Genomic DNA, 21,552 nt, shown 5'->3' with positions numbered 1-21,552 from the left:
CTGCTACTTTCCGGAGCTTCGGGTGGCGAGCGGGTGCTGGTGTGGCCGTGCGATCGGCTGCAGGCTTTCGGGATCCACCGTCCGGAACTGCAACCGGGTTCCGGGCGCCAGCTGGGCGGCGACGCTCAGGTCCTCGGGGACGACGACGCCGATCACCGGATACCCACCGGTCACCGGATGATCGGCGAGGAAGAGCACGGGCAGTCCCGAGGGCGGCACCTGCAACGATCCGGCCACGACCCCTTCGCTGGGCAGCTCGTCGGGGGTGAGGCGTTCCAGCGGCTTGCCGGTCGTCTTCGTGGGTGTGCCCGCCGTGCCTCCTGTGGTCTCCGGTGATGCGTCGTCCCGGTCACCGAGAGCGAGGCGGACCCCGATCCGGTTCGATTCGGCTGTCACGGTCCAGCCCTGGTCTGTGAGCGCCCTGCAGGACTCGTCGGTGAACCAGTCGTGGCGGGGACCACCCGTGATGCGGAGGACCACCGGTTCCTGCCGCCCCGACCGGACGGCGTCGGGAAGCGTCGAGGGCTCGGCGGCACCGACCGTGCGGCCCTGGTCGATCGCGCCGATCGGCAGCACGGTTCCCGCGGCGAGGGGGGCCGGACCGATCCCCGACATCACGTCGGTCGAACGGCTGCCCAGCACCTCCGGCACGTCGATTCCGCCGCGGATCGCCAGATAGGTGCGCAGCCCGGCGTCGGGCAGGTCGAGGTGGAGGGTCTCGCCGTCGTGCAGGGCGAACGGTGAGCACATGGGGGCCGGACGTGCGGCGGCGTCACCGCTGATCCCGGCGGGCGTGAGCGCGCCGGTCAACGCGACGGTGAGTTCACCCCGGGCTTTGACGGTGAGGCCGCCGAGGATCGTCTCGATGACTGCGTCACCGGGCGCGTTCCCGACCAGCCGGTTGGCTTGCCGGGCGCTCGCGGTATCGGCGGCACCGGCTTTGGAGACGCCCACGTCGCCGAGGCCGGGCCGACCCAGGTCTTGGATGAGCGACTGCGGTCCCGGGGCGAGGATCTCCAGGGCGTGGCCCTGCCCCGCCGAGGGGTGCGGGATTCTTCCCGACGCCTCGGCGTCCGGGCCTTCGGCGCGGTCACCCACCGTGACCGACTCCCGGACGGCCACATACTGCACAGCGGTCCCGGGTCTGAGGAGGGCCGGCTGATCCCGGTCCAGGTCCCACAGCCGGGACGCGGTCCGCCCGATGAGCTGCCAGCCGCCGGGTGAGCGGCGCGGATAGACGGCCGAGAAGTTGCCGGCCAGCGCCACCGCCCCGGCGGGGACTGCGGTGCGCGGCGTGGTGCGACGGGGGACCGTCAGCGACTCGTTCTCCCCGACCAGGTAGGCGAACCCCGGGGCGAAACCGCCGAATGCCGCGGTCCACAGCTGGCCGGTGTGCGCGGCGATGACGCCGTCGGGGTCGAGGCCGGTGAGGCGACCCACCTCGGCGAGGTCGTCGCCGTCGTACACCACGTCGATCCGCACCGGATCACCGGCCGCAGCCGTGCCCTGCCCGGGCGCCGTGTCCAGGCCCGCGACGGCGGCGCGGGCGGCGCGGGCGTTGGTGCCGGAATCGAAGACGGCCAGGACGGTCCGGGCTGCGGCCAGCACGTCGACCTGCCCACTGAGCGGGTGCTGCTGCAGGTGCGCGTGCACGGTGAGGACCGACTCGAGCGATTCGAGCTGGATCAGGAGGGCGCGCGGCCCGGCCCAGCGAATCTCGGGAGGGGTCACACGAAACTCCGGATGTCGACACCCGCGGCCACGAGGTCGCGGCGGACAGCGGCGGACATGGACACCGCACCGGTGGTGTCGCCGTGGAGGCAGATGCTCTCGGCCGTGGTCCAGATGGTCGTGCCGTCGCGGGCGATGATGACTCCATCGTTGGCGAGGCGGACCATATTGGCGGAGACCTCGTCCTCGTCGTGGAGGACGGCGCCGGGTTCGCGGCGGGACACCAGGGTTCCGTCCGGGTTGTAGGCCCGGTCCGCGAAGGCTTCGGCCACCCCGCGGAGGCCTGCCTTCTCCGCGGCCTTCAGGGCCACGGAGCCGGGGAGCAGCAGCAACGGGAGGTCGCCGCCGAACGCTTTGACGGCATCCACCACGGCCTGGGCCTGGACCTCGTGGGCGACGATGGTGTTGTAGAGGGCACCGTGGGGTTTGACGTACTTGATCGTCCCGCCGGCCGCCCGGGAGATCGCATCGAGGGCGCCGATCTGGTAGAGCACGTCGTCGGCCAGTTCGGTGGGGGAGCAGTCGATGAAGCGGCGGCCGAACCCGGCCAGGTCCCGGTAGCCGACGTGCGCGCCGATCGTCACACCCGCGGCCACTGCAGCACGGCAGGTCTGCGCGATAGTGGACGGTTCTCCCGCATGGAAGCCGCACGCGACATTGGCGCTGGAGACGGAGCGGAAGATCGCGGCGTCGTCCCCCATGGTCCAGTTGCCGAACGATTCGCCGACGTCGCTGTTGAGGTCGATGTGCACTATTGTGATCCTCGTCTCTCCTGAGTGGTTCCTCTAGGATGCCCGAGTTCATCGGATTGTTCAACAATTTGGGGTTCCGGATTTCCCGAACGGCACGCTGCCGCGGCCGCGTGCGCCGGGGTCGACCACCGGGGGCGTCGACGGCCCCGCCCAGCCGGAGCAGGAGTCGGACCCGGATCCACATCCTGGGAGGGTGCAGGCGGCGAGGACACGCAGGACCACCCCCGCAACGCGACCCCTCATGCGCGGAGGTGGCGAAGACCGGCACGGGGGCCGGGAGCGGTCACTCGTCCGGCTTCGGTTCCATGAGCTGGATGAGGTTGCCGCACGTGTCATCGAAGATCGCCACCACGGCTGCGCCGATGTCGAGCGGCGGCTGGGTGAAGACCACACCCCTGCCGGTCAGCCGGGTGTACTCGGCCTCGACGTCCCCGACCGCGAACTGGGCCAGGGGGATGCCGTCATGGACGAGGGCGTCCCGGTACGGCTTGACGGCCGGATGACTGGACGGTTCCAGGAGCAGCTCGGGTCCGTCGGGCGATTCGGGGGACACCACCGTGAGCCAGGAATGCATGCCGAGAGGGATGTCCTGGCGCTTCACGAAACCGAGCACGTCAGTGTAGAAGGCGAGCGCCTCCCGCTGGTCGTCGACGAACAGGCTCGTCAGGGCTATCTTCATGGCGCATCCTCTCTCCGACCGGCCACTTCGTGGTCGGCCCAGAGTATGCCGCATCGCGAGCACGGAACAGGCCCCGGACAGATCGGTCGGGGGCCACCGGTTCAATACCCAAGGAAGGCGTCCGTCCTCACGCGCGAGACGCCCGCCGTGCGCACCTCTGCACGCAGGCGGCCGATGAACGAGGGGGACCCCGAGATGAAGACCTTCCGCCGCGGAAGGTCCGGCACCACGGCGAGGAGGGAATCCGCCGTCGGCTCGGCCCCCGCGAGGATCCACCCACCGGGAAGAGCCGGGGCATCGCCGGAGGTCGGCATGAACAGCACGACGCGCGTCGCGAGGCCCGTGAGCTCGTCGCGGAAGGCGATCTCCTGCTCGCTGCGGACCGCATAGACGAGGACGACGTCGCGCCGCTCGCCGCGCTCTGCGAGGTCGCGGAGCTGGCTGATGAACGGCGTCACGCCGATGCCGCCGGCGACCAGCAGCAGCGGGACGGCCGGATCGCGGGGGAGGTGGAAATCGCCCCCGACGAGCGTTCCCGTGATGCGTGCGTTGTCCGGGAGGTCGAGGAGGGCGTTCTTGAAGGAACTGCCCGGCTCCGCCGTGCGCAGACCGAAGGTCACGGCGGTACGGCGCTGGGGCGGGGAGGTGATGCTGAAGACCCGGCGGCTGCCGCGGCCGTCCGCCCCGCGGTGCGGCAGGTCCAGCTCCATGTACTGGCCCGCGCGGAACCGGACTGGCCGCTCCGTGTCGAAGACGAGCTCCGTGCTGGTCGGGGTCAGCTGCCGCCTCCCCGCGAAGGAGAGCCTGACACCCCGGCGCTGCCCCAGGGCGAAGGCGACCGCGTTGCCGAGGACGAGGGCGAATTCCGGACCGAGGAAGACCGGACCGATGGACGGCTGGAGGGCGACCACCACGCCCACGACGGCGGCGACGAGCCACTGCTGCCACCGCAGCGGCGGCAGGGTCAGCGGTTCGGTCATCATGAAGCCGAGCAGGAACAGGACGGGATACGAGGTGAGGATCAGCTGGAGGCCCGCTCCGGGCATCATCCCGTTCTGCACCAGGCCGTAGAGCAGGATGCCGACGGCGACCACGAGGAACACGGCCGCCATGGACAGCTTCCGCGTCCGGTAGAGCAGGAGAGCACCGCCGACGACGACGACGGGGAGCATGTAGGCGTTCGCGACCCACCACCCGGCAACCCCCACCCCGAGCAGGGAGGCGACCACCGCGCCCGTCGCCGCAGGATTGAACACATGGCGTCCCCGGACGGCCAGGAGGAACTTCGAGGCGCCGGCGGCTACCCCCGCCGCGAGGATGCCCCCGAGCCCGGCCCCCGTGCCCGACGGGAACATGATCAGGAACAGGATCAGCCCTGTGATGAGGGAGGACTCGCTGTGGGGCCGCAACCGGAGGATCAGCGCCATGAGCCGGGTGCCGATGATCGTGCCGCCCACGGCGGCCACCAGGGTTCCGCCGATCTCGGCGGGGGTGAAGGCGAGGAGGCCGGCCACGGAGAGGATCAGCGCTTCGACCGTCAGGATCAGCAGCAGGGTCAGCGTCAGCCGGTACATGGTCATGCGGCCCAGGAGGCCGTCGAGTGCTGCGGTCATGAGAACAGGGCTCCTGCGAGGGGTGCGGAATAGCGGGCGCGTCCATCCGAGTACATCAGGACGTAGTCGAACTCGAAGGTCCCCGCGAGGTCCGCGGGATCGGTGAGGAACAGGGCGGTGCACAGGCCGTCGGCGGTCATGGCGTCCGCTGCGAGGGCCCAGGTCGCGACGACGGTGTCCACGCTCCGGCCGGTCCGCGCGTCGAGGACGTGGTGCAGGCCGTCGCCCCACGCTCGGCGGTTCGAGGCGGACGCGCACAATGCACCGGTGGCCAGGCGCACGGCCCCGATCGCCGAGGACGGGTCGTAGGGGTGCTCGAGGGCGACGGTGATGGTGCCCTCGGCGGCCCGGCGCATGTCCCCGCTGCCATCGACGATCACGTCCCGGTGACCCTCCGTGAGCAGATACTCCAGCATGAGGTCCACGAGCTGACCCTTGCCGGCGGCGCCGATGTCCAGGATCGCCGGTTCGCGCAGCGTCACGCCGTCGTCCGTCCAGGTCAGGATGTCGTCCCAGGCCCGGGCCGGGGCAGGCGCCCTCGCGGGAATCAGGGAGTAGCCGGCGTCGTAGCCCAGCGCAGCGAGCGGATCACCGACGAGCGGTGAGACGCCACCGCCCGTGACCTCGTACAGCGAGCGCAGCAGGCGCCCGAGCTCCGCGCCGTGGGGCGGGAGGGGCAGCGAGCCGCCGGCAGCGGCGAGCGCCGTCACCCCCGAGTCGGCCCGGAACCGCGAGTAGGTCGCGTCGTACTCCTCGGCGAGGTGCAGCAGCCGTGCCCGCTGGTGGGGCTCCACCGGCGCGCCGGTATCCACGCGCCAGCCGACGCCGATCGCCTCGAAGCTGAAGGAGTCCGCCACGCCGGCCCGCCTAGAGCTGCGCTTCGCTCTTGATCTTGCCCAGGGCGTCGTTGAACCCGCCGCTCGTCAGGGACGAGCCGGCCACCTTGTCCACGGAGAGTTCGTCCAGCTTCTTCCCGACGACCGCATCCGAGATCCCGCCCGCGAAGCGGCCCTGGTACTCGGTGGTGGTGGGGTTGTCGGGCATCGGCTCCACCTCGACGGCGGTGACGACGTCGGCCTCGAGGGTGAGCGTCACGCCCACCTCCTCCTGCCCGGCCGGGGACTGGTAGCTGCCCGTCCCGGTGTAGGTGCCGTCCTTGTAGGCCTCGCCGACGGATCCGCCGGCCGCGGGCGCCTCGGCCGAGGTGCCGGCCGCCGGCTGCTCGGATGCCGGCGGCGAGGCGGGTTCCTCGGCATCGGCGCCGGCACAGCCTGCGGCACCGAGGATCGACACGGCAGCGAGTGCCGTGAGGACCCTCTTGTGGCGGGGAAAGCCGGGTGTGTCGGCTGCCGCGCGTGCGGTGCTTCGGATTGGGTCTGTTCCGGTCACTGGGGTGCTCCTGTCGGGGTGCCGCGACGAGACGGGGCGGACATCCGAACCGTCGAGATCATTGAACCTGAAACTAACATCTGTGGTCAGCCCAACGCTCTACAGGTCCATTCGTTTCCGCGGCCGCTGCGGACGGTTTCCGCGCAGGGTTCCGCGGACACTTGACCCGCGTCACGAAAATCCGAGCGGTCGGGGCCGCGCCGCTATGCTGGACGGGTGACTCCCGAAGAACTCTCTGCCGCTATTTCCGCATGCCTGAAGGCCGCCGTCGAGGCCGGTGACTTCACGATCGAGCTCCCCTCGGAGGTGCGGGTCGAGCGACCGAAGAACCGTGAGCACGGCGACTGGGCCACGAACATCGCCCTGCAGCTCGGCAAGAAGGCGGGGATGAATCCGCGCGACTTCGCCCAGATCCTCAGCGAACGCCTCGCCGGCATCGAGGGCGTGAAGAGCGTGGACATCGCCGGCCCGGGCTTCCTCAACATCACGCTCGACGCCGGAGCGGCCGGTGAGCTCGCCCGCACGATCGTCGAGGCGGGCCCTGCGTACGGCACCAACGAGGCGCTCGCGGGACACACCGTCAACATGGAGTTCGTGTCCGCGAATCCGACGGGTCCGTTGCACCTGGCCCACACCCGCTGGGCCGCCCTCGGCGACTCCATCGCCCGCGTCCTCCGGGCGAGCGGCGCGGAGGTCACGACCGAGTACTACATCAACGACGCCGGCACGCAGATGAACAACTTCGCGGCCTCGGTCCTCGCGACCATCAAGGGCCGCCCGACGCCCGAGGGCGGCTACCCCGGCGAGTACATCGCCGAGCTCGGTCGAACGGTGCTCGCCGCCCGCCCCGAGGTGGCGGACCTTGCCGACGACACCTCCCTCCCGATCGTCAGGGCGCTTGCCTACGAGGCGCAGATGGCGGATATCAAGGAGACGCTGACGGACTTCGGCGTCCACTTCGACGTGTTCTTCTCCGAGTCGGCGCTGCACGACGGCGGTGCCGTGGAGCAGGCGGTCGACCGCCTGCGGGAGCAGGGGCACGTCTTCGACGAGGACGGCGCTGTCTGGCTCCGGACGACCGACTTCGGCGACGACAAGGACCGTGTCCTCATCAGGGCGAACGGTGAACCCACCTATTTCGCGTCCGACGCCGCTTACTACCTCTCCAAGAAGGACCGCGGCTTCCCGGAGAAGATCTACCTCCTCGGGGCGGACCACCACGGCTATATCGGCCGCCTGAAGGCCATCGCCGCCTGTGCGGGCGACGACATGGAACAGAACATCCAGGTCCTGATCGGTCAGATGGTGTCCGTCAACGGAGCCAGGCTCTCCAAGCGCGCCGGCAACATCATCGAGCTGCGTGATCTGCTCGAGTGGCTGGGCACGGACGCGCTGCGGTACTCCCTGGGGCGCTCGCCGGCCGATTCGGCCATGTCCATCGACCCGGAGCTGCTGAAGAAGAACACCAACGAGAACCCCGTGTTCTACGTGCAGTACGCGCACGCCCGGACCCACGCCGTCGCCCGCAACGCCGTCTCGGCGGGAGTGGACACCAGCTCGTTCGACGCCGCGTCGCTGAACCACCCCACGGAGGGCGAGCTGCTGGCCGCCCTCGGCCAGTTCCCCGGCGTCGTGGCGCAGGCCGCGACCTTCCGCGAGCCGCACCGCGTGGCCCGCCACCTCGAGGTGATCGCCGGGACCTACCACCGCTGGTACGACGCCTGCCGCGTCGCCCCGCTCGGCGACGCGCCCGTCGAGGACGTGCACCGCTCCCGCCTGTGGCTGAACAACGCCACGCAGCAGGTCCTGGCCAACGGCCTCGACCTCCTCGGCGTCTCCGCGCCGGAGCGGATGTGATGGTGGGCATGACCGTGCCGGACGAAGCGTCCCCGCTCGCGCCCCACTGGCTCTCCGTCCCGCAGGACCAGGCCCGGCTGGACGCGAAGCTGTGGGCCGAGGACGTGGAGCGCGGCGACGACGGCGTCCTGCGCGTCGACGGCATCTCCGTGGCCGATCTCGCCGCGGAATACGGCACCCCGCTGTTCGTCATGTCCGAGCGCGACTTCCGCTCCCGCGCCGCCACGTTCCGCGACGCCTTCGACGACGCCTTCCGCGACCTGTGCGGGGGAGTGGACGTGTTCTATGCGGGCAAATCCTTCCTGTGCACGGAAGTTGCCCACTGGGTGCGCGAGGAGGGGCTGGGCCTCGACACCTGCTCGGGCGGCGAGCTCGCCGTCGCCCTCCGCGCCGGGATGCCGGGCCACCGCCTCGGGCTGCACGGGAACAACAAGTCGGCCGCGGAGATCACGCGCGCCATCGACGCCGACCTCGGCCGGATCGTCGTCGACAGCCTGCAGGAGGTCTCCCTGGTGGGCGACCTGGCCGTACAGCGCGGCCGCCGCGCCAATGTCATGATCCGCCTGACGCCGGGCGTGCACGCGCACACCCACGAATTCATCGCCACGGCGCACGAGGACCAGAAGTTCGGCCTGTCGCTGGCCGCAGACCAGGGCTCCGGCCCGGCGGGCGGAGGACGCGGGGGACAGGACGACGGCGCCTCCTCACCCGCGGCGCGCGCCGTCGCGGACGCGCTCGCCCACCCGGGCATCAACCTCCTCGGCGTGCACTGCCATATCGGGTCGCAGATCTTCGAGCCCGAGGGCTTCGAACTGGCGGCCCAGCGGCTGCTCGGCTTCCTCGCGGAGGTCCGGGACAGGCACGGCGTCGAACTCGCCGAACTCGACCTCGGCGGCGGCTACGGCATCGCCTACACCGAGGAGGACGAACCGCGACCGGCGGCCGAGATCGCCCGTGCCATGGCGTCCGTCGTCGGCTCGACGTGCCGGGAGCTGCGACTGCAGGTCCCGCGCATCTCGATCGAACCCGGCCGCGCCATCGTGGGTCCCACGACCTTCACGCTGTACACCACCGGCACCACGAAGACCGTGCGCGTGGATGCCGCGGCCGACGGCTCCGGGGAACCGGCCGAGGCCTCCGTTACGCACCCGCGGCGTTATGTGTCGGTGGACGGCGGCATGAGCGACAATGCCCGTCCGGTGCTCTACGGCGCGGATTATTCGGCCGTCCTGGCGTCCCGGACGCCCGAGGCGGACCCGGTGCTCTCCCGCGTGGTTGGAAAACACTGCGAGAGCGGTGACATCGTGGTGCGGGACGTCTACCTCCCCGAGGACACCGGAGCCGGTGACCTCCTCGCCGTCCCGGGCACCGGAGCCTACTGCTGGGTGCTCTCGAGCAACTACAACTACCTGACGCGTCCGCCCGTCGTGGCAGTGGCCGATGGCCGGGCCCGGCTGATCGTCCGTGGCGAGACCGAGGAGGACCTGTTCCGCAGGGACGTCCAGCGCGAACCCGCGTCGCACGAATCCGCCTTGCCCGCCCCGGAACCAGGAGCCCCACGGACCGCATGAACACGCCAGCCACGCCTTCCCGCCAGCCCCTCCGCGTCGCCCTGCTCGGCTGCGGCAACGTGGGCTCGCAGGTCGCCCGCATCCTGCTCGAGGACGCGGAGAACCTCGGCCGCCGCGCCGGAGCGCCGCTCGAACTGGTCGGGGTCGCCGTCCGCACCCTCGACGCCGAGCGCGACGTCGACCTGCCCGCCGGACTCCTCACGCTCGACGCCGAGAAGCTCGTCGAGGATGCCGACATCGTCATCGAGCTCATGGGCGGCATCGAGCCCGCCAAGTCCCTGATCCTCCGTGCGATCGAGCACGGGGCGACGGTGGTCAGCGGAAACAAGGCGCTCCTGGCCCAGGACGGCCCCGAGCTCTACGAGCAGGCCGACGCCGCCGGTGTCCAGCTCTCCTACGAGGCCGCCGTCGCCGGTGCGATCCCGATCCTGCGGCCCATCCGCGACAGCCTCTCGGGCGACCGCATCACGCGCGTGCTCGGCATCGTCAACGGGACCACCAACTACATCCTCGACCAGATGGACTCGACGGGCGCTTCCTTCGCTGACGCGCTGAAGGCCGCCCAGGACCTCGGCTACGCGGAGGCGGACCCGACGGCCGACATCGAGGGCCACGATGCCGCCGCGAAGGCCGCGATCCTCGCCTCCCTGTCCTTCCACACGCGCTTCGCCCTGGAGAACGTGTACTGCGAGGGCATCACCTCGGTCACGGCCGACGACATCGCGGCCGCGGCGGAGGACGGTTACGTCATCAAGCTGCTGGCCATCGCCGAAATCCTCACCGACGACGCCGGTGCTGTGGGCGTCGGCGTCCGCGTCCACCCCACCCTCCTCCCGCGCTCCCATCCGCTGGCAGCCGTCCGCGGCGCATTCAACGCCGTGTTCATCGAGGCGGAGAACGCCGGGGAGCTGATGTTCTACGGCCAGGGCGCCGGCGGCACCCCCACGGCCTCGGCGGTGCTGGGCGACGTCGTCAGCGCCGCACGCCGCATGGTGCTCGGCGGTCCGGGCCGCACCGAGACCACCACCGGGCACGTCCCGCCGCTGAGCATCGACACCGTCCGCACCAGCTACTGCATCGGCCTGGAGGTCGCGGACCAGCCGGGCGTCCTCGCCCGGATCGCCCAGATCTTCGCCGAGAACGGCGTCTCCATCGAAACCATGCGCCAGCGCATCCACCAGGGCGGGCCCGACGGCGGCACCACCGCCGAGCTGCGCATCGTCACCCACCGCGCGCCCGAGGCGTCCCTCGCCGCGACCGTCGGGCAGGTCGCCGCGCTCGACGTCATCACCGCCGTCTCATCCGTGCTCCGAGTAGAGGGAATCTAAGTGGCCCACCAGTGGCGCGGAGTCATCCGCGAATACGCCGAACGACTGCCCGTCACCGACGCCACCGAGGTCATCACCCTCGGTGAGGGCGGCACGCCGCTCGTGCACGCCCGGCACCTGAGTGAGCTGACGGGTTCCACCGTCTACCTCAAGGTCGAGGGGATGAACCCCACGGGGTCCTTCAAGGACCGGGGCATGACCATGGCGATGACCGCCGCCGTCGCCGCCGGAGCGAAGGCCGTGGTCTGCGCATCCACGGGCAACACCTCCGCCTCGGCGGCCGCCTACGCCACCCAGGCCGGGATCACCTGCGCCGTGCTCGTCCCGGACGGCAAGATCTCGATGGGCAAGCTGAGCCAGGCGATCGCGCACGGCGCGCAGCTGCTGCAGGTCAACGGCAACTTCGACAACTGCCTCGACGTCGCGCGCAAGCTCGCGGAGGCGTACCCGGTGTTCCTCGTGAACTCGGTGAACCCCGCGCGCCTCGAGGGCCAGAAGACGGCGGCCTTCGAGGTCGTCGACACCCTCGGCGACGCCCCGGACTACCATCTGATGCCGGTCGGCAACGCCGGCAACATCAGCGCGTACTGGAAGGGCTACAAGGAGTACGCAGCCCCCTACGACTCCATGTACCACGGTGAGCTCCCCGCCGTCGCCACGCACACCCCGATCATGTGGGGCTTCCAGGCGGAGGGCGCGTCGCCGCTCGTCAAGGGCCACCCGATCACCGAGCCGGACACCATCGCGACCGCCATCCGCATCGGCAACCCGGCGTCGTGGGACTTCGCGGTCGCCGCGCGCGACGAGTCCGGCGGACTCATCGAGGCCGTGACCGACGAGGAGATCCTGGACGCGCACCGCTGGCTGTCCTCGCGGGAGGGCGTCTTCGTGGAGCCGGCGTCCGCCGCCGGCGTCGCGGGACTGCTGAAGAAGCACGCCGAGGGCCTCGTCCCGACGGGCAAGACGATCGTCATCACCGTCACCGGCCATGGCCTCAAGGATCCCCAGTGGGCGCTGCGGACCGCCGACGGGTCCGACATCGAGCCCACCAAGGTGGAGTTCGACGTCGTGAGCGTCGCGGCCGCGCTGGGGCTCGAGGACTGACGTGCCGGGCCTGCACGCGGCACCCCTGCCGGAGGACCTGTTCGACCTCCCGGCCGTCGATGCCGGCCAGGAGGTCGAGGTGACGGTCCCCGCGACGAGCGCGAACCTCGGACCGGGGTTCGACTCGCTCGGACTCGCCCTCTCGCTCCACGACACCGTCCGGGTCCGCACGACCACGTCGGGTACGACGACGGTGCGTCCCACGGGCGAGGGTGCCGGTGACCTGCCCGTGGACGGGAGCCATCTCGTGGCACGCTCGCTCATCAGCACCCTCCACCGGGCGGGGCGCCGCGCACCGGGGCTCGACCTCGACACCGTCAACGTGATCCCGCACGGCAGGGGCATGGGTTCCTCCGCGTCCGCGATCGTCGCCGGGGTCCTCGCGGGCAACGCGCTGCTGCCGGCCGACGAGCGGATGGACGCCGCCCACCTGCTGCAGTGGGCGGCCTCGATCGAGGGGCACCCGGACAACGTGGCCCCCGCGCTCATGGGCGCCCTCGCGATCTCCTGGGAGAGTGGCCGCGCATTCCACAGCACGCGCGTCGAGGTGCACCCGGACGTCATCCCCATCCTCGCGGTCCCCGACCTCACGCTGTCCACCGAGAGCGCGCGGGCACTGCTGCCGGCGTCCGTGTCCCACGCCAGTGCCGCCGCCAACGCCGGTCGGGCAGCCCTGATCGTGCACGCGCTCGGCACCGATCCCTCCCTGCTGTTCCCCGCCACGCAGGATTCGATCCATCAGGACTACCGCGCGCCGGCCATGCTGCGGAGCGCCACCCTGCTGCGCGGACTGCGCGCCGCCGGGTTCGCCAGCACCATCTCCGGCGCGGGGCCCAGCGTGCTGACCCTCGCCGTCGGACAAGGCGGTGCCGACGCCGCCGAGGGGGCGCTCCATCGCCTGATCGACGCGGGCGACACGCCGGGGGCGTGGCGTGTCCTTCGTCTGGCAGTGGATCGGGAAGGTGCTAAAATAAGATGGCACCAGGGGTAGCGAGGCATTCATGCCGACCTACTGTGCATTTCGGGAAGTATGTCTCGAAAAGCACCGTGTGCTTCTGTTGAGCCGGCCGTCTTTTCTGGACCGCCGCAACACTGCAGGTCCCATCAGCAGCAGCACATCCTGACGGTGTAGCCTCCGACCCTATCCCGCAGCGTACGGACTCACCCTCCCGCGCAGGGACATTCTCAGGCTCCCAGCATCACCCAGGCCTGCCGGATCTCATCCGGTTCGGCTGATCCCCCGCCTGCTTCATATGCGGCACGGGGCAAACCACCGCGGACCACGGATCATGTGGCCGCCCGACGAGGGGGAAGGATCCTTCGTGACTGAAACCACTGACCTGTTACCAGGTGTGGCCACCCAAGACGCTGAAGCGACCGGCGCAACAACTTCCAAGAGCAGCGGCCTTGCCGGCCTGAAGCTCGCCCAGCTGCAGGCTCTTGCCGGCCAGCTCGGCATCACCGGTGGATCGAGGATGCGCAAGAGCGATCTCGTCTCCGCGATCTCCGACCACCAGCGTGGGTCCGCGGTCGCCGACCGCCAGAAGGCCCCCAGCGTCCGCACCGAGCGCAGCGCCGACGCAGAGCGTCCGGCCGCAGCCGGCACGCAGGGCGGATCAGAGGAGAACCGGGACCAGGACGCGCAGTCCGCTCCGGCCGAGCGCCAGCCCCGCACCCGCAACCGCAACCGCCGCGCGGGCAGCGACGGCGTCGTCTCCGTCCCGACGACCGAGACCGCCACCGCGGACCAGGCCGAGGCGCCGTCGCGTGACGGAGCCGAGGACAGCCCGGCCGGCGAGCAGCAGGACCGCGGGGACCGTGAGAACGGTGGCCGTAACCAGCGCAACCGTCGCAACCGCCGTGGTGAGGACCGCTCCGACGCGCAGTCGGGCCAGGGCGAGTCCCAGAACGGTGCGCAGGGCGAGTCGCAGAACGCCGGACAGGGCGAGGCCCAGGCCGATTCCCAGTCCGGGCAGCAGGGCGACGCGCGCAGCGACCGCGGTGAGCGACGCAGCCGCTCCCGTAACGGCCGCGACGACGACCGGTCGAGCAACGGCTCGAACAACCAGTCGGGCAACCAGTCCAACAACCAGTCGGGCAACCAGTTCAACAGCCCGTCGAACAATGACGGCCAGAACGACGGTGGCCGCAACGGCAACGAGCGCAGCGACAGCCGCGGCAACGGCTCCAACGACGACGAGGGCCGCGGACGCAACCGCCGCAACCGTGCGAGCCGCAATGGAGGCAACGGTCCCGAGGACCGTAACAGCCGCTTCCGCGACCGCAACGAGCGCAACGACCGCCGTCGGGGCCGGAGCCAGAACCCCGAGGTCGACGACGTCGAGGTCACCGACGACGACGTCCTGCTGCCCGTCGCGGGCATCCTCGACGTGCTCGAGAACTACGCCTTCGTGCGCACCTCCGGCTACCTGCCGGGTCCGAACGACGTCTACGTCTCGCTCGCCCAGGTCAAGAAGCACAACCTGCGCAAGGGCGACGCCGTCGTCGGCGCCATCCGCGCTCCCCGCGAGGGCGAGACCCAGGCCGCCGCACGCCAGAAGTTCAACGCCCTGGTCCGTGTCACCTCCATCAACGGCAAGCCTGCCGAGGAGCTGAAGGACCGCGTCGAGTTCGCGAAGCTCGTGCCGCTCTACCCGTCGGACCGTCTGCGCCTCGAGACGGACCCGAAGAAGATCGGCCCCCGCGTGATCGACCTCGTGGCCCCGATCGGCAAGGGCCAGCGTGGCCTGATCGTCTCCCCGCCCAAGGCGGGGAAGACCCTGATCCTGCAGGCGATCGCGAACGCCATCACGATCAACAATCCTGAGGTCCACCTCATGATGGTCCTGGTCGACGAGCGTCCCGAAGAAGTCACGGACATGCAGCGGACGGTCAAGGGAGAGGTCATCGCCTCGACGTTCGACCGACCCGCCGACGACCACACCACGGTCGCCGAACTCTCCATCGAGCGCGCCAAGCGCCTCGTGGAGATGGGCATGGACGTCGTTGTGCTCCTCGACTCCATGACCCGCCTCGGCCGCGCATACAACCTGGCCGCCCCGGCGTCGGGCCGTATCCTCTCCGGTGGTGTCGACTCCGCAGCGCTGTACCCGCCGAAGCGATTCTTCGGTGCCGCGCGCAACATCGAGAACGGTGGCTCGCTCACCATTCTCGCGACCGCCCTCGTGGAGACCGGGTCCAAGATGGACGAGGTCATCTTCGAGGAGTTCAAGGGCACCGGCAACATGGAACTCCGCCTCTCGCGGAACCTCGCCGACAAGCGCATTTTCCCCGCCGTCGACGTCAATGCCTCCGGCACGCGTCGCGAGGAGAACCTGCTCTCGCCCGACGAGGTCAAGATCATGTGGAAGCTGCGCCGCGTGCTGTCGGGTCTCGAGACCCAGCAGGCCCTGGAGCTGCTCACCAACAAGATCCGGGAGACGCAGTCCAACGTCGAGTTCCTCATGCAGGTCCAGAAGACCACGCTGGGATCCAAGGACTCGGACTAACCGGGTTCCTGCCGCTTGTACTGCCGGCCCCCTCGCGGGTGCCGGCAGTACAAGCGGCTTCTTCCGTTAACCGGCATGCTGCGTCGGGTCGGCGGACATGACCGGGCGGAGCACCACAGCGTGGTCGTTCCTGCCGTCCCGACCTTCGTAGACTGGCTGCACAAGCCGAAAGAGGTACTTCCGATGTTTGAGTCCATCCAGGGACTGCTCGACGAGCACTCCGAGCTGCAGGACCAGCTCGCCGACCCGGCCGTCCACGCCGACCAGGCGCTGGCCCGGAGGCTCGGCCGCCGGTACGCGGAGCTGGGGCGTATCGTCGATGCGCACAACCGCTGGAGCGCGCTCGACGACGACCTCAAGGCGGCACGCGGGATGGCGTCCGAGGATCCGGAGTTCGCGGCCGAGGTTCCCGTCCTCGAGGAGCAGCTCGCGACGGCGCAGGAGCGGCTGCGCCGGCTCCTCATCCCGCGCGACCCGAACGACAGCCGCAACGTCATCATCGAGGTCAAGGGCGGCGAGGGCGGCGACGAGGCCGCACTGTTCGCCGGCGACCTGCTGCGCATGTATACGCGCTACGCCGAGTCCCGGGGCTGGAAGACCGAGCTCCTCTCCGCCAACGAGTCGGACCTCGGCGGCTACAAGGACGTCCAGATGGCCATCAAGGGGTCCTCGAACGATCCCGCCGAGGGCGTCTACGCACGGCTCAAGTTCGAGGGCGGGGTGCACCGCGTGCAGCGCGTGCCCGTCACCGAGTCGCAGGGCCGCATCCACACGTCGGCCGCCGGCGTGCTCGTGCTGCCCGAGGTGGACGAGCCCGAGGAGGTCGAGATCAGCCAGAACGATCTCAAGATCGACGTCTACCGGTCCTCGGGCCCCGGAGGCCAGTCCGTGAACACGACCGACTCGGCCGTGCGCATCACGCACCTTCCCACCGGGATCGTCGTCGCCATGCAGAACGAGAAGTCCCAGCTGCAGAACCGCGAGGCCGCCATGCGCGTGCTCCGCTCGCGCATCCTCGCCCATGAGCAGGAGAAGATCGACGCGGCGAACTCCGACATCCGGAAGTCGCAGATCCGCACGATGGACCGCTCGGAGCGCATCCGCACGTACAACTACCCGGAGAACCGGATCGCCGACCACCGGACCGGGTACAAGGCCTACAACCTCGACACCGTCATGAACGGCGACCTCGAGCCCGTGGTGCAGTCCGCGATCGAGATGGACGAGCAGGCCCGCCTGGACGCCATCGGCGCGGACGAGTAGCCGTGGAGGAAGCCCTGCGGGCTGCCGAACGGCAGCTCCGCGCGGCGGGCGTCCCCAGTCCGCGGGTCGACGCCGAGCTGCTGGCCGCCCATCTCCTGGGCGTGTCGCGCGGACGGCTGCGCGCGCTGGCGCTGATCGGCTCCGCGGTCCCCGAGGGCTTCCAGGACCTCGTGGACGAACGTGCCCGGCGCGTGCCGCTCCAGCACCTGACCGGTGTGGCCTACTTCCGCCGCGTCGAACTGTCCGTGGGCCCCGGCGTCTTCGTCCCGCGGCCCGAGACCGAGACGGTCGCGCAGCTCGTGATCGACCGCGCGTCGGGCCTTGTCGCGCCACGGATCGTCGACCTCGGCACAGGGTCCGGGGCGATCGCCGCCGCCGTCGCCGATGAGGTGCCGAGCGCCGACGTGTACGCCGTCGAACTGAGCGACCTCGCGCTCGCCTGGGCGGGACCGAACCTCGCGCGCTTCGGGGTCCACCTGGTGCAGGGCGACCTCGCCACGGCCCTCCCGGAGCAGGACGCCACGTTCGACATCGTGGTCTCCAACCCGCCCTACATCCCCGCCGAGGCCGTCCCCAACGATCCGGAGGTCGCCGAACACGACCCGCGGATGGCGCTGTACGGCGGGGGAGCGGACGGCATGGACCTGCCCCGTGCCGCCGCCGGGTCGGCGGCCCGCCTGCTCAAGGCCGGCGGATACTTCGTCATGGAACACGCGGAGGTGCAGGCTCCGTGGGTCGCCGCCTTCCTCGAGCAGGCGGGCGTCTGGACCGCGGTCACCACGCACCAGGACCTCGGCGGCCGCGACCGCGCCACGAGTGCCGTGCTGGCCGCCGGCCGCACCTCCCCCGACACCACCCGAGAGGCTCACCGATGACGGAGCAGACTCCACCCCGCGGACCGGTCTCCACCCCGCAGGCCGCCACGGTCGCCGTCGCGGCGGTCACCTACGACCGGCACGAGGAACTGGCCCAGCTCCTGCGCTCCCTCGCGGCGCAGACCGCGCCGATCGGCACCGTGGCCCTCGTGGACTCGGGGACGAAGGCCGCGACGGACGTCGTCGACGCCGCCACGGCGGCCGGCGGCACCATCCACTACCTGCGCTCGGAAGCCAACCTCGGCGGCGCGGGGGGCTTCGCTTTCGCCATCCTCGCGGCGATCGCCAGCGGCGCCGAGTGGATCTGGCTCATGGACGACGACGGCCACCCCGAGGACGGGCGCTGCCTCGCCGAACTGCTCAGGGCCGCGCACGAGCACGAGCTCGACATCGTGAGCCCGCTCGTTGCCGCGACGTCGGACCCCTCACGGCTGTCCTTCAACTTCCGCATCAACGGGCTGCTGACCAACGACCGCGCAACGCTCGAGTCCATGGGCTACCTGCCCGACATGGTGCACTTCTTCAACGGCGCGCTGATCCGCGCGGACGTGTTCTCGAAGATCGGCCTGCCGGACATGAAGTTCTTCATCCGCGGCGACGAGGTGGACTTCCTGGCACGCGTGCGGAAGGCCGGCCTGAAATACGGGACGCTCGCCACCGTCGCGGTACGGCATCCTGCCACCTGGTCGGAGATGAAGCCGATCTTCGGCGGCTTCATCACCCCGGTGATCCCCGACGGCGACTTCAAGCGGTTCTCCTACTTCAGGAACCGCGCCTACCTGGCCCGCAAGTACCGCAACCTCCGCTGGTTCAGCGCGGACGTCATCGGCTTCCCCTACTACTTCATCACGCAGCGCGACCTCAGGGGCCTGCGTGCCTGGTTCACCGCCTACTCGGCGGGGCTCCGCGGGACGGGCTTCGGGCCGCCGCCGTCCTGAGAACGCCGGCGGCCGGTCACCCGCTCATTAGCACATCGGGCGCGCCCGATGTGCGCCACGGCGGGTGGCAGTGGAAAGATGATCGGGTGACAACGAGCTACGACTGTTCCGATCCCGCCCAGCGCACCGAGGGCCTGGCCGCCGCCCAGCGCGCGGTAGCGCTCAAGCAGTGCATCGTCCTCCCGACGGACACCGTCTATGGCATCGGGGCGGATGCCTTCTCGCCCCAGGCCGTGGCCACCCTGCTGGCCTCCAAGGGGCGCGGGCGGAACATGCCGCCGCCGGTCCTCATCCCGCGGATCCAGACCCTCGACGGCCTGGCGACCGAGGTCCACCCCGACGCGCGCCGTCTCGCCGAGGCATTCTGGCCCGGTGGCCTCACCCTGATCTGCCATGCCCAGCCGTCGCTCACCTGGGACCTCGGCGACACCCTCGGTACCGTGGCGCTGCGCATGCCCGACGACGAGATCGCCCTCGAGCTGCTGGTGCTCACGGGACCGCTCGCGGTGTCCTCCGCGAACCGGACGGGCCGACCGGCGGCGACGACGGCGGCGGAAGCCGCAGAGCAGCTCGCCGAGTCGGTGGCCGTCTACCTCGACGCCGGGCCCCGGGCCGACGCCGACGGCACGGGGTCCACCATCGTCGACACGACGGGGGAGACCCTGCGCGTGGTCCGGGAGGGCACCGTGTCGCTCGAACAGCTGCGGGAGGTGGTGCCGGGCGTCGTGGGGATCGACGGCGACGCCCCGGACGCGGTGGACGCCGGTGCTCCTGACGGGTTGGACGCCGACGCCCCGGACGCGGTGGACGCCGGTGCTCCCCATGAGTCGGAGGCCGGTGTTCCTGACGGGTCGGACGCCGGGAGGTAGGCCTGCGCGGTCAGCGCCCGTCGGGGTCCGCGGCCGCACCGGCCGCACCGGCGAGGACCTCACGGACCCTGGCCGTCGGGACCAGGCCCTGGTCAGCGGCCCAGCCGGATACCTGGTCCTGGCCGAACCACATGAGCTCGACCCGTCTGACATGGCCGTCGAGGCGTCCGCGCATCAGGGACGACACCATATAGCCACCCCGGACGGCGGCGCGGCACAGGGCGGCCGGCAGCGCCCGCGGCTGTCCGCCTGCTGCCTCGAGCACGGTGCGCACCGTGAGTCCCTCCCACGGCTGCAGCACCCGCGCCGGAAGGGCGCCGCGGTGGCGCCCGAGGGCCAGCACCAGCTCCGCGAGGGAGTCCACCGACGTGATCGGCGACCGCGCGTTCCCCGGGGACGCCACCGACGCGAGCGGTGAGCGGGCGAGACGCGCCAGGGCCGCAGTCGTCGGACGCCCCTCGCCCTGCACCGAGGTGGCCCGCACCGTGACGACGGACAGGGACTGCTCCCGTGCAGCCGCGAGGGCCAGGGTCTGCTCACCGAGGGCCTTGCTGCGCGAATACGCCGAGAAGGGGCGCACGGTTTCGGTCTCGTCCAGCATCGGCGTCCGGCCCTGTACGGCCGCGCTGCTGAGGTGGATGAGGCGCCGGGCTCCGGCGGCGGACGCGGCGCGGGCGACGACGGCGGGCAGCAGGGCGTTCGCGCCGAGCAGGTCCGCCCCGTCGGTCGCCGAGGGCGTGGCGAGGCCGGCCGCGTTCACGACGACGTCGTACCCCGCGATCGCGGCCTCCAGCCCGGCGGTGTCCGCGGCGTCCGCGGCGTCGAGGAGTGCCGCCGGCGCATCGGCGGTCGTCGCGAGCCGCGGCGCGGGCAGGGCGTGCGCGTCGATGCCTGCAGCGTCCAGGGCCCGCAGCACCGCGGAGCCGACGAAGCCGGAGCCGCCGAGCACCAGCCAGCTCATGAGGACCTGCCCGTCTGCACGGCGGTGTCCCGCAGGGGCGGTTCCGGCTGCCAGTCGGGATCGTGCAGGATCACCCGGGCGGCCCTCCACCCGCGCCACACCTGGGAGGCACCGGAGATCGAGTGCTCGACGGCGACCAGGCGCACGAGTTCCTTCCCGGCGGACAGGAGCGTGCCGACGGCGAAGCCCGCCCGGTGGTAGCGGCCGTGCACCTGCAGGTATCGCGCGAGGTGCCCGCGGTTGCGCATCCCGCAGAAACGCGACAGGTTGCTCGACTCGTTCAGGTGCCGGACGCCGAGGTCCACCTGCCGCTGCGCGCGCGTCTTCCGGAGGACGAAGGCGTCCACGTAGGCCACCGGATACCGCTGCGACACCAGCCACCCGTAGGTGAGGTCATCGCCGTTGAGGAAGAAACGGGCGTCGGGGAGGCCGATCTCCCGGACGACGCCGGCCGAGACCAGCATGCCCTCGAAGCAGGCCACATTGGTGTGGAAGACCGGTGACGCCGCGAAGACGTCGCCGCGGACCGGCAGGTGGATGCCGGTGAACTCGTTGAGGACGTGCTGCCAGAAGAAGGGCCCGCCCGTGGCGTCGTAGCGCCGTCCGTGGATGCACGAGTAGTGCTTCATCCAGGGTGCGAAGGATGCGAGGGCGTCGGGGAGGACGACGACGTCGTCGTCCATCAGCCAGAGCCAGTCGGCCCCTTCGTCGACGGCACGCGCGACACCGGCCGCGAAGCCACCCGAGCCGCCCACGTTCCGGGGCAGGCGCTCCACGATGACGGGCATCGGGAGGCGGACGTCGGCGAGGACATCGCCGGTGGCGTCGGTGCTGGCGTTGTCGACCACGACGACGGCGGCGGGCGCCGGGTCGAGGGCGGCGATCGAGTCGAGGAGTTCCCGCAGGAGGGCCGCCCGGTTGAACGTCGTGATCACGAGGAATACGCGGGGCGAGCCGGCGTCGGGGACGTGCAACCTGGTCCTTCCGGGCCGCGCCATGGCAGTGCGCAACGGGCCTGGCACAGGCGGGGCAGTTAGTATTCTGGGGTAATAGCAGTCTATTACACCGTGTTCCAGTCCCGGCCGGACGTGTCCCGACATCACGGGTGCGGGG

18 protein-coding genes are annotated in these 21,552 nt (G+C 70.9%); 10 read left to right on the top strand and 8 right to left on the bottom strand.

All coding sequences use genetic code 11. From position 1 onward, the window contains the following. Nucleotides 1-3: 3 nt before the first annotated feature. From IWX63_RS00810 to IWX63_RS00785, 6 genes are all read right to left on the bottom strand, one after another. Nucleotides 4-1,731 carry a 5-oxoprolinase/urea amidolyase family protein gene (locus IWX63_RS00810; RefSeq protein ID WP_199276258.1) on the bottom strand — a complete coding sequence of 576 codons (1,728 nt, stop codon included), beginning with the start codon at nucleotides 1,729-1,731 and terminating at the stop codon, nucleotides 4-6. Continuing rightward, complete coding sequence (locus tag IWX63_RS00805; RefSeq protein ID WP_199276502.1) at nucleotides 1,728-2,486, bottom strand: LamB/YcsF family protein; 759 nt, start codon at nucleotides 2,484-2,486, stop codon at nucleotides 1,728-1,730. The genes IWX63_RS00810 and IWX63_RS00805 overlap by 4 nt, the downstream gene beginning before the upstream one ends. Nucleotides 2,487-2,766: 280 nt before the next feature. Beyond that, nucleotides 2,767-3,162: a VOC family protein gene (locus IWX63_RS00800; protein ID WP_199276257.1), complete on the bottom strand. Its 396-nt coding sequence runs from the start codon at nucleotides 3,160-3,162 to the stop codon at nucleotides 2,767-2,769. Between the two features lie 101 nt (nucleotides 3,163-3,263). Then, nucleotides 3,264-4,775, bottom strand: coding sequence for an FAD-dependent oxidoreductase (locus tag IWX63_RS00795; protein WP_199276256.1), 1,512 nt, complete (start codon nucleotides 4,773-4,775; stop codon nucleotides 3,264-3,266). After that, nucleotides 4,772-5,632 carry an FAD:protein FMN transferase gene (locus tag IWX63_RS00790; protein WP_199276255.1) on the bottom strand — a complete coding sequence of 287 codons (861 nt, stop codon included), beginning with the start codon at nucleotides 5,630-5,632 and terminating at the stop codon, nucleotides 4,772-4,774. Before IWX63_RS00790 ends, IWX63_RS00795 begins: the two co-directional genes overlap by 4 nt. Before the next feature lie 10 nt (nucleotides 5,633-5,642). Next, complete coding sequence (locus tag IWX63_RS00785) at nucleotides 5,643-6,164, bottom strand: FMN-binding protein (protein WP_334685518.1); 522 nt, start codon at nucleotides 6,162-6,164, stop codon at nucleotides 5,643-5,645. 216 nt (nucleotides 6,165-6,380) lie between these two features. Between IWX63_RS00785 and argS the strand changes: the two genes are divergently transcribed. The 10 genes from argS (at nucleotide 6,381) to IWX63_RS00735 (ending at nucleotide 19,478) form a co-directional block, all read left to right on the top strand. Continuing rightward, nucleotides 6,381-8,021 carry an arginine--tRNA ligase gene (gene argS / locus IWX63_RS00780; RefSeq protein ID WP_199276254.1) on the top strand — a complete coding sequence of 547 codons (1,641 nt, stop codon included), beginning with the start codon at nucleotides 6,381-6,383 and terminating at the stop codon, nucleotides 8,019-8,021. 8 nt (nucleotides 8,022-8,029) lie between these two features. Further along, on the top strand, nucleotides 8,030-9,592 hold the full coding sequence (locus IWX63_RS00775) for a diaminopimelate decarboxylase family protein (RefSeq protein WP_199276253.1): 1,563 nt from the start codon (nucleotides 8,030-8,032) through the stop codon (nucleotides 9,590-9,592). Beyond that, a complete protein-coding gene (locus IWX63_RS00770) occupies nucleotides 9,589-10,920 on the top strand; it encodes a homoserine dehydrogenase (RefSeq protein WP_199276252.1) in 1,332 nt (443 codons plus the stop codon). Before IWX63_RS00775 ends, IWX63_RS00770 begins: the two co-directional genes overlap by 4 nt. Next, entirely contained in the window at nucleotides 10,921-12,024 is a 1,104-nt protein-coding gene (gene thrC, locus IWX63_RS00765) for a threonine synthase (RefSeq protein ID WP_199276251.1), read from the top strand. Between the two features lies 1 nt (nucleotide 12,025). Continuing rightward, nucleotides 12,026-13,015: a homoserine kinase gene (thrB, locus tag IWX63_RS00760; protein ID WP_334685517.1), complete on the top strand. Its 990-nt coding sequence runs from the start codon at nucleotides 12,026-12,028 to the stop codon at nucleotides 13,013-13,015. A 331-nt stretch (nucleotides 13,016-13,346) separates the two neighbouring features. After that, a complete protein-coding gene (gene rho / locus IWX63_RS00755; RefSeq protein WP_199276250.1) occupies nucleotides 13,347-15,533 on the top strand; it encodes a transcription termination factor Rho in 2,187 nt (728 codons plus the stop codon). Between the two features lie 183 nt (nucleotides 15,534-15,716). Further along, the gene (gene prfA, locus IWX63_RS00750) at nucleotides 15,717-16,796 is read left to right on the top strand and encodes a peptide chain release factor 1 (protein ID WP_199276249.1); all 1,080 of its coding nucleotides are present in this window, start codon (nucleotides 15,717-15,719) and stop codon (nucleotides 16,794-16,796) included. A 2-nt stretch (nucleotides 16,797-16,798) separates the two neighbouring features. Further along, nucleotides 16,799-17,671, top strand: a complete 873-nt coding sequence (gene prmC, locus IWX63_RS00745; RefSeq protein ID WP_199276248.1) for a peptide chain release factor N(5)-glutamine methyltransferase — start codon at nucleotides 16,799-16,801, stop codon at nucleotides 17,669-17,671. Beyond that, on the top strand, nucleotides 17,668-18,609 hold the full coding sequence (locus tag IWX63_RS00740) for a glycosyltransferase (protein ID WP_199276247.1): 942 nt from the start codon (nucleotides 17,668-17,670) through the stop codon (nucleotides 18,607-18,609). The genes prmC and IWX63_RS00740 overlap by 4 nt, the downstream gene beginning before the upstream one ends. Nucleotides 18,610-18,695: 86 nt before the next feature. Continuing rightward, on the top strand, nucleotides 18,696-19,478 hold the full coding sequence (locus IWX63_RS00735) for an L-threonylcarbamoyladenylate synthase (RefSeq protein WP_199276246.1): 783 nt from the start codon (nucleotides 18,696-18,698) through the stop codon (nucleotides 19,476-19,478). 10 nt (nucleotides 19,479-19,488) lie between these two features. Here the strand turns inward: IWX63_RS00735 and IWX63_RS00730 are convergent, their stop codons facing one another. Then, a complete protein-coding gene (locus IWX63_RS00730; protein WP_199276245.1) occupies nucleotides 19,489-20,439 on the bottom strand; it encodes an NAD-dependent epimerase/dehydratase family protein in 951 nt (316 codons plus the stop codon). Then, nucleotides 20,436-21,413 (bottom strand): glycosyltransferase, encoded by a 978-nt coding sequence (locus IWX63_RS00725; RefSeq protein ID WP_199276244.1) that lies wholly within the window; start codon nucleotides 21,411-21,413, stop codon nucleotides 20,436-20,438. The genes IWX63_RS00730 and IWX63_RS00725 overlap by 4 nt, the downstream gene beginning before the upstream one ends. Between the last annotated feature and the right edge of the window lie 139 nt (nucleotides 21,414-21,552).

Source organism: Arthrobacter sp. CAN_A2 (assembly GCF_015752045.1).
In the GTDB taxonomy this organism is placed as follows: Bacteria; Actinomycetota; Actinomycetes; order Actinomycetales; family Micrococcaceae; genus Arthrobacter_D.
Note: the sequence above shows the minus strand (reverse complement) of the source record. Positions and strands in the feature narration are given on the sequence as shown.

What these genes read in the sequence shown, in the direction of transcription:
- IWX63_RS00800 (WP_199276257.1), bottom strand. Translation starts at nt 3,162, where the DNA reads ATGAAGATAGCCCTGACGAGCCTGTTCGTCGACGACCAGCGGGAGGCG.
- IWX63_RS00795 (WP_199276256.1), bottom strand. Translation starts at nt 4,775, where the DNA reads ATGACCGCAGCACTCGACGGCCTCCTGGGCCGCATGACCATGTACCGG.
- IWX63_RS00775 (WP_199276253.1), top strand. Translation starts at nt 8,030, where the DNA reads ATGACCGTGCCGGACGAAGCGTCCCCGCTCGCGCCCCACTGGCTCTCC.
- IWX63_RS00770 (WP_199276252.1), top strand. Translation starts at nt 9,589, where the DNA reads ATGAACACGCCAGCCACGCCTTCCCGCCAGCCCCTCCGCGTCGCCCTG.
- prfA (WP_199276249.1), top strand. Translation starts at nt 15,717, where the DNA reads ATGTTTGAGTCCATCCAGGGACTGCTCGACGAGCACTCCGAGCTGCAG.
- IWX63_RS00740 (WP_199276247.1), top strand. Translation starts at nt 17,668, where the DNA reads ATGACGGAGCAGACTCCACCCCGCGGACCGGTCTCCACCCCGCAGGCC.
- IWX63_RS00730 (WP_199276245.1), bottom strand. Translation starts at nt 20,439, where the DNA reads ATGAGCTGGCTGGTGCTCGGCGGCTCCGGCTTCGTCGGCTCCGCGGTG.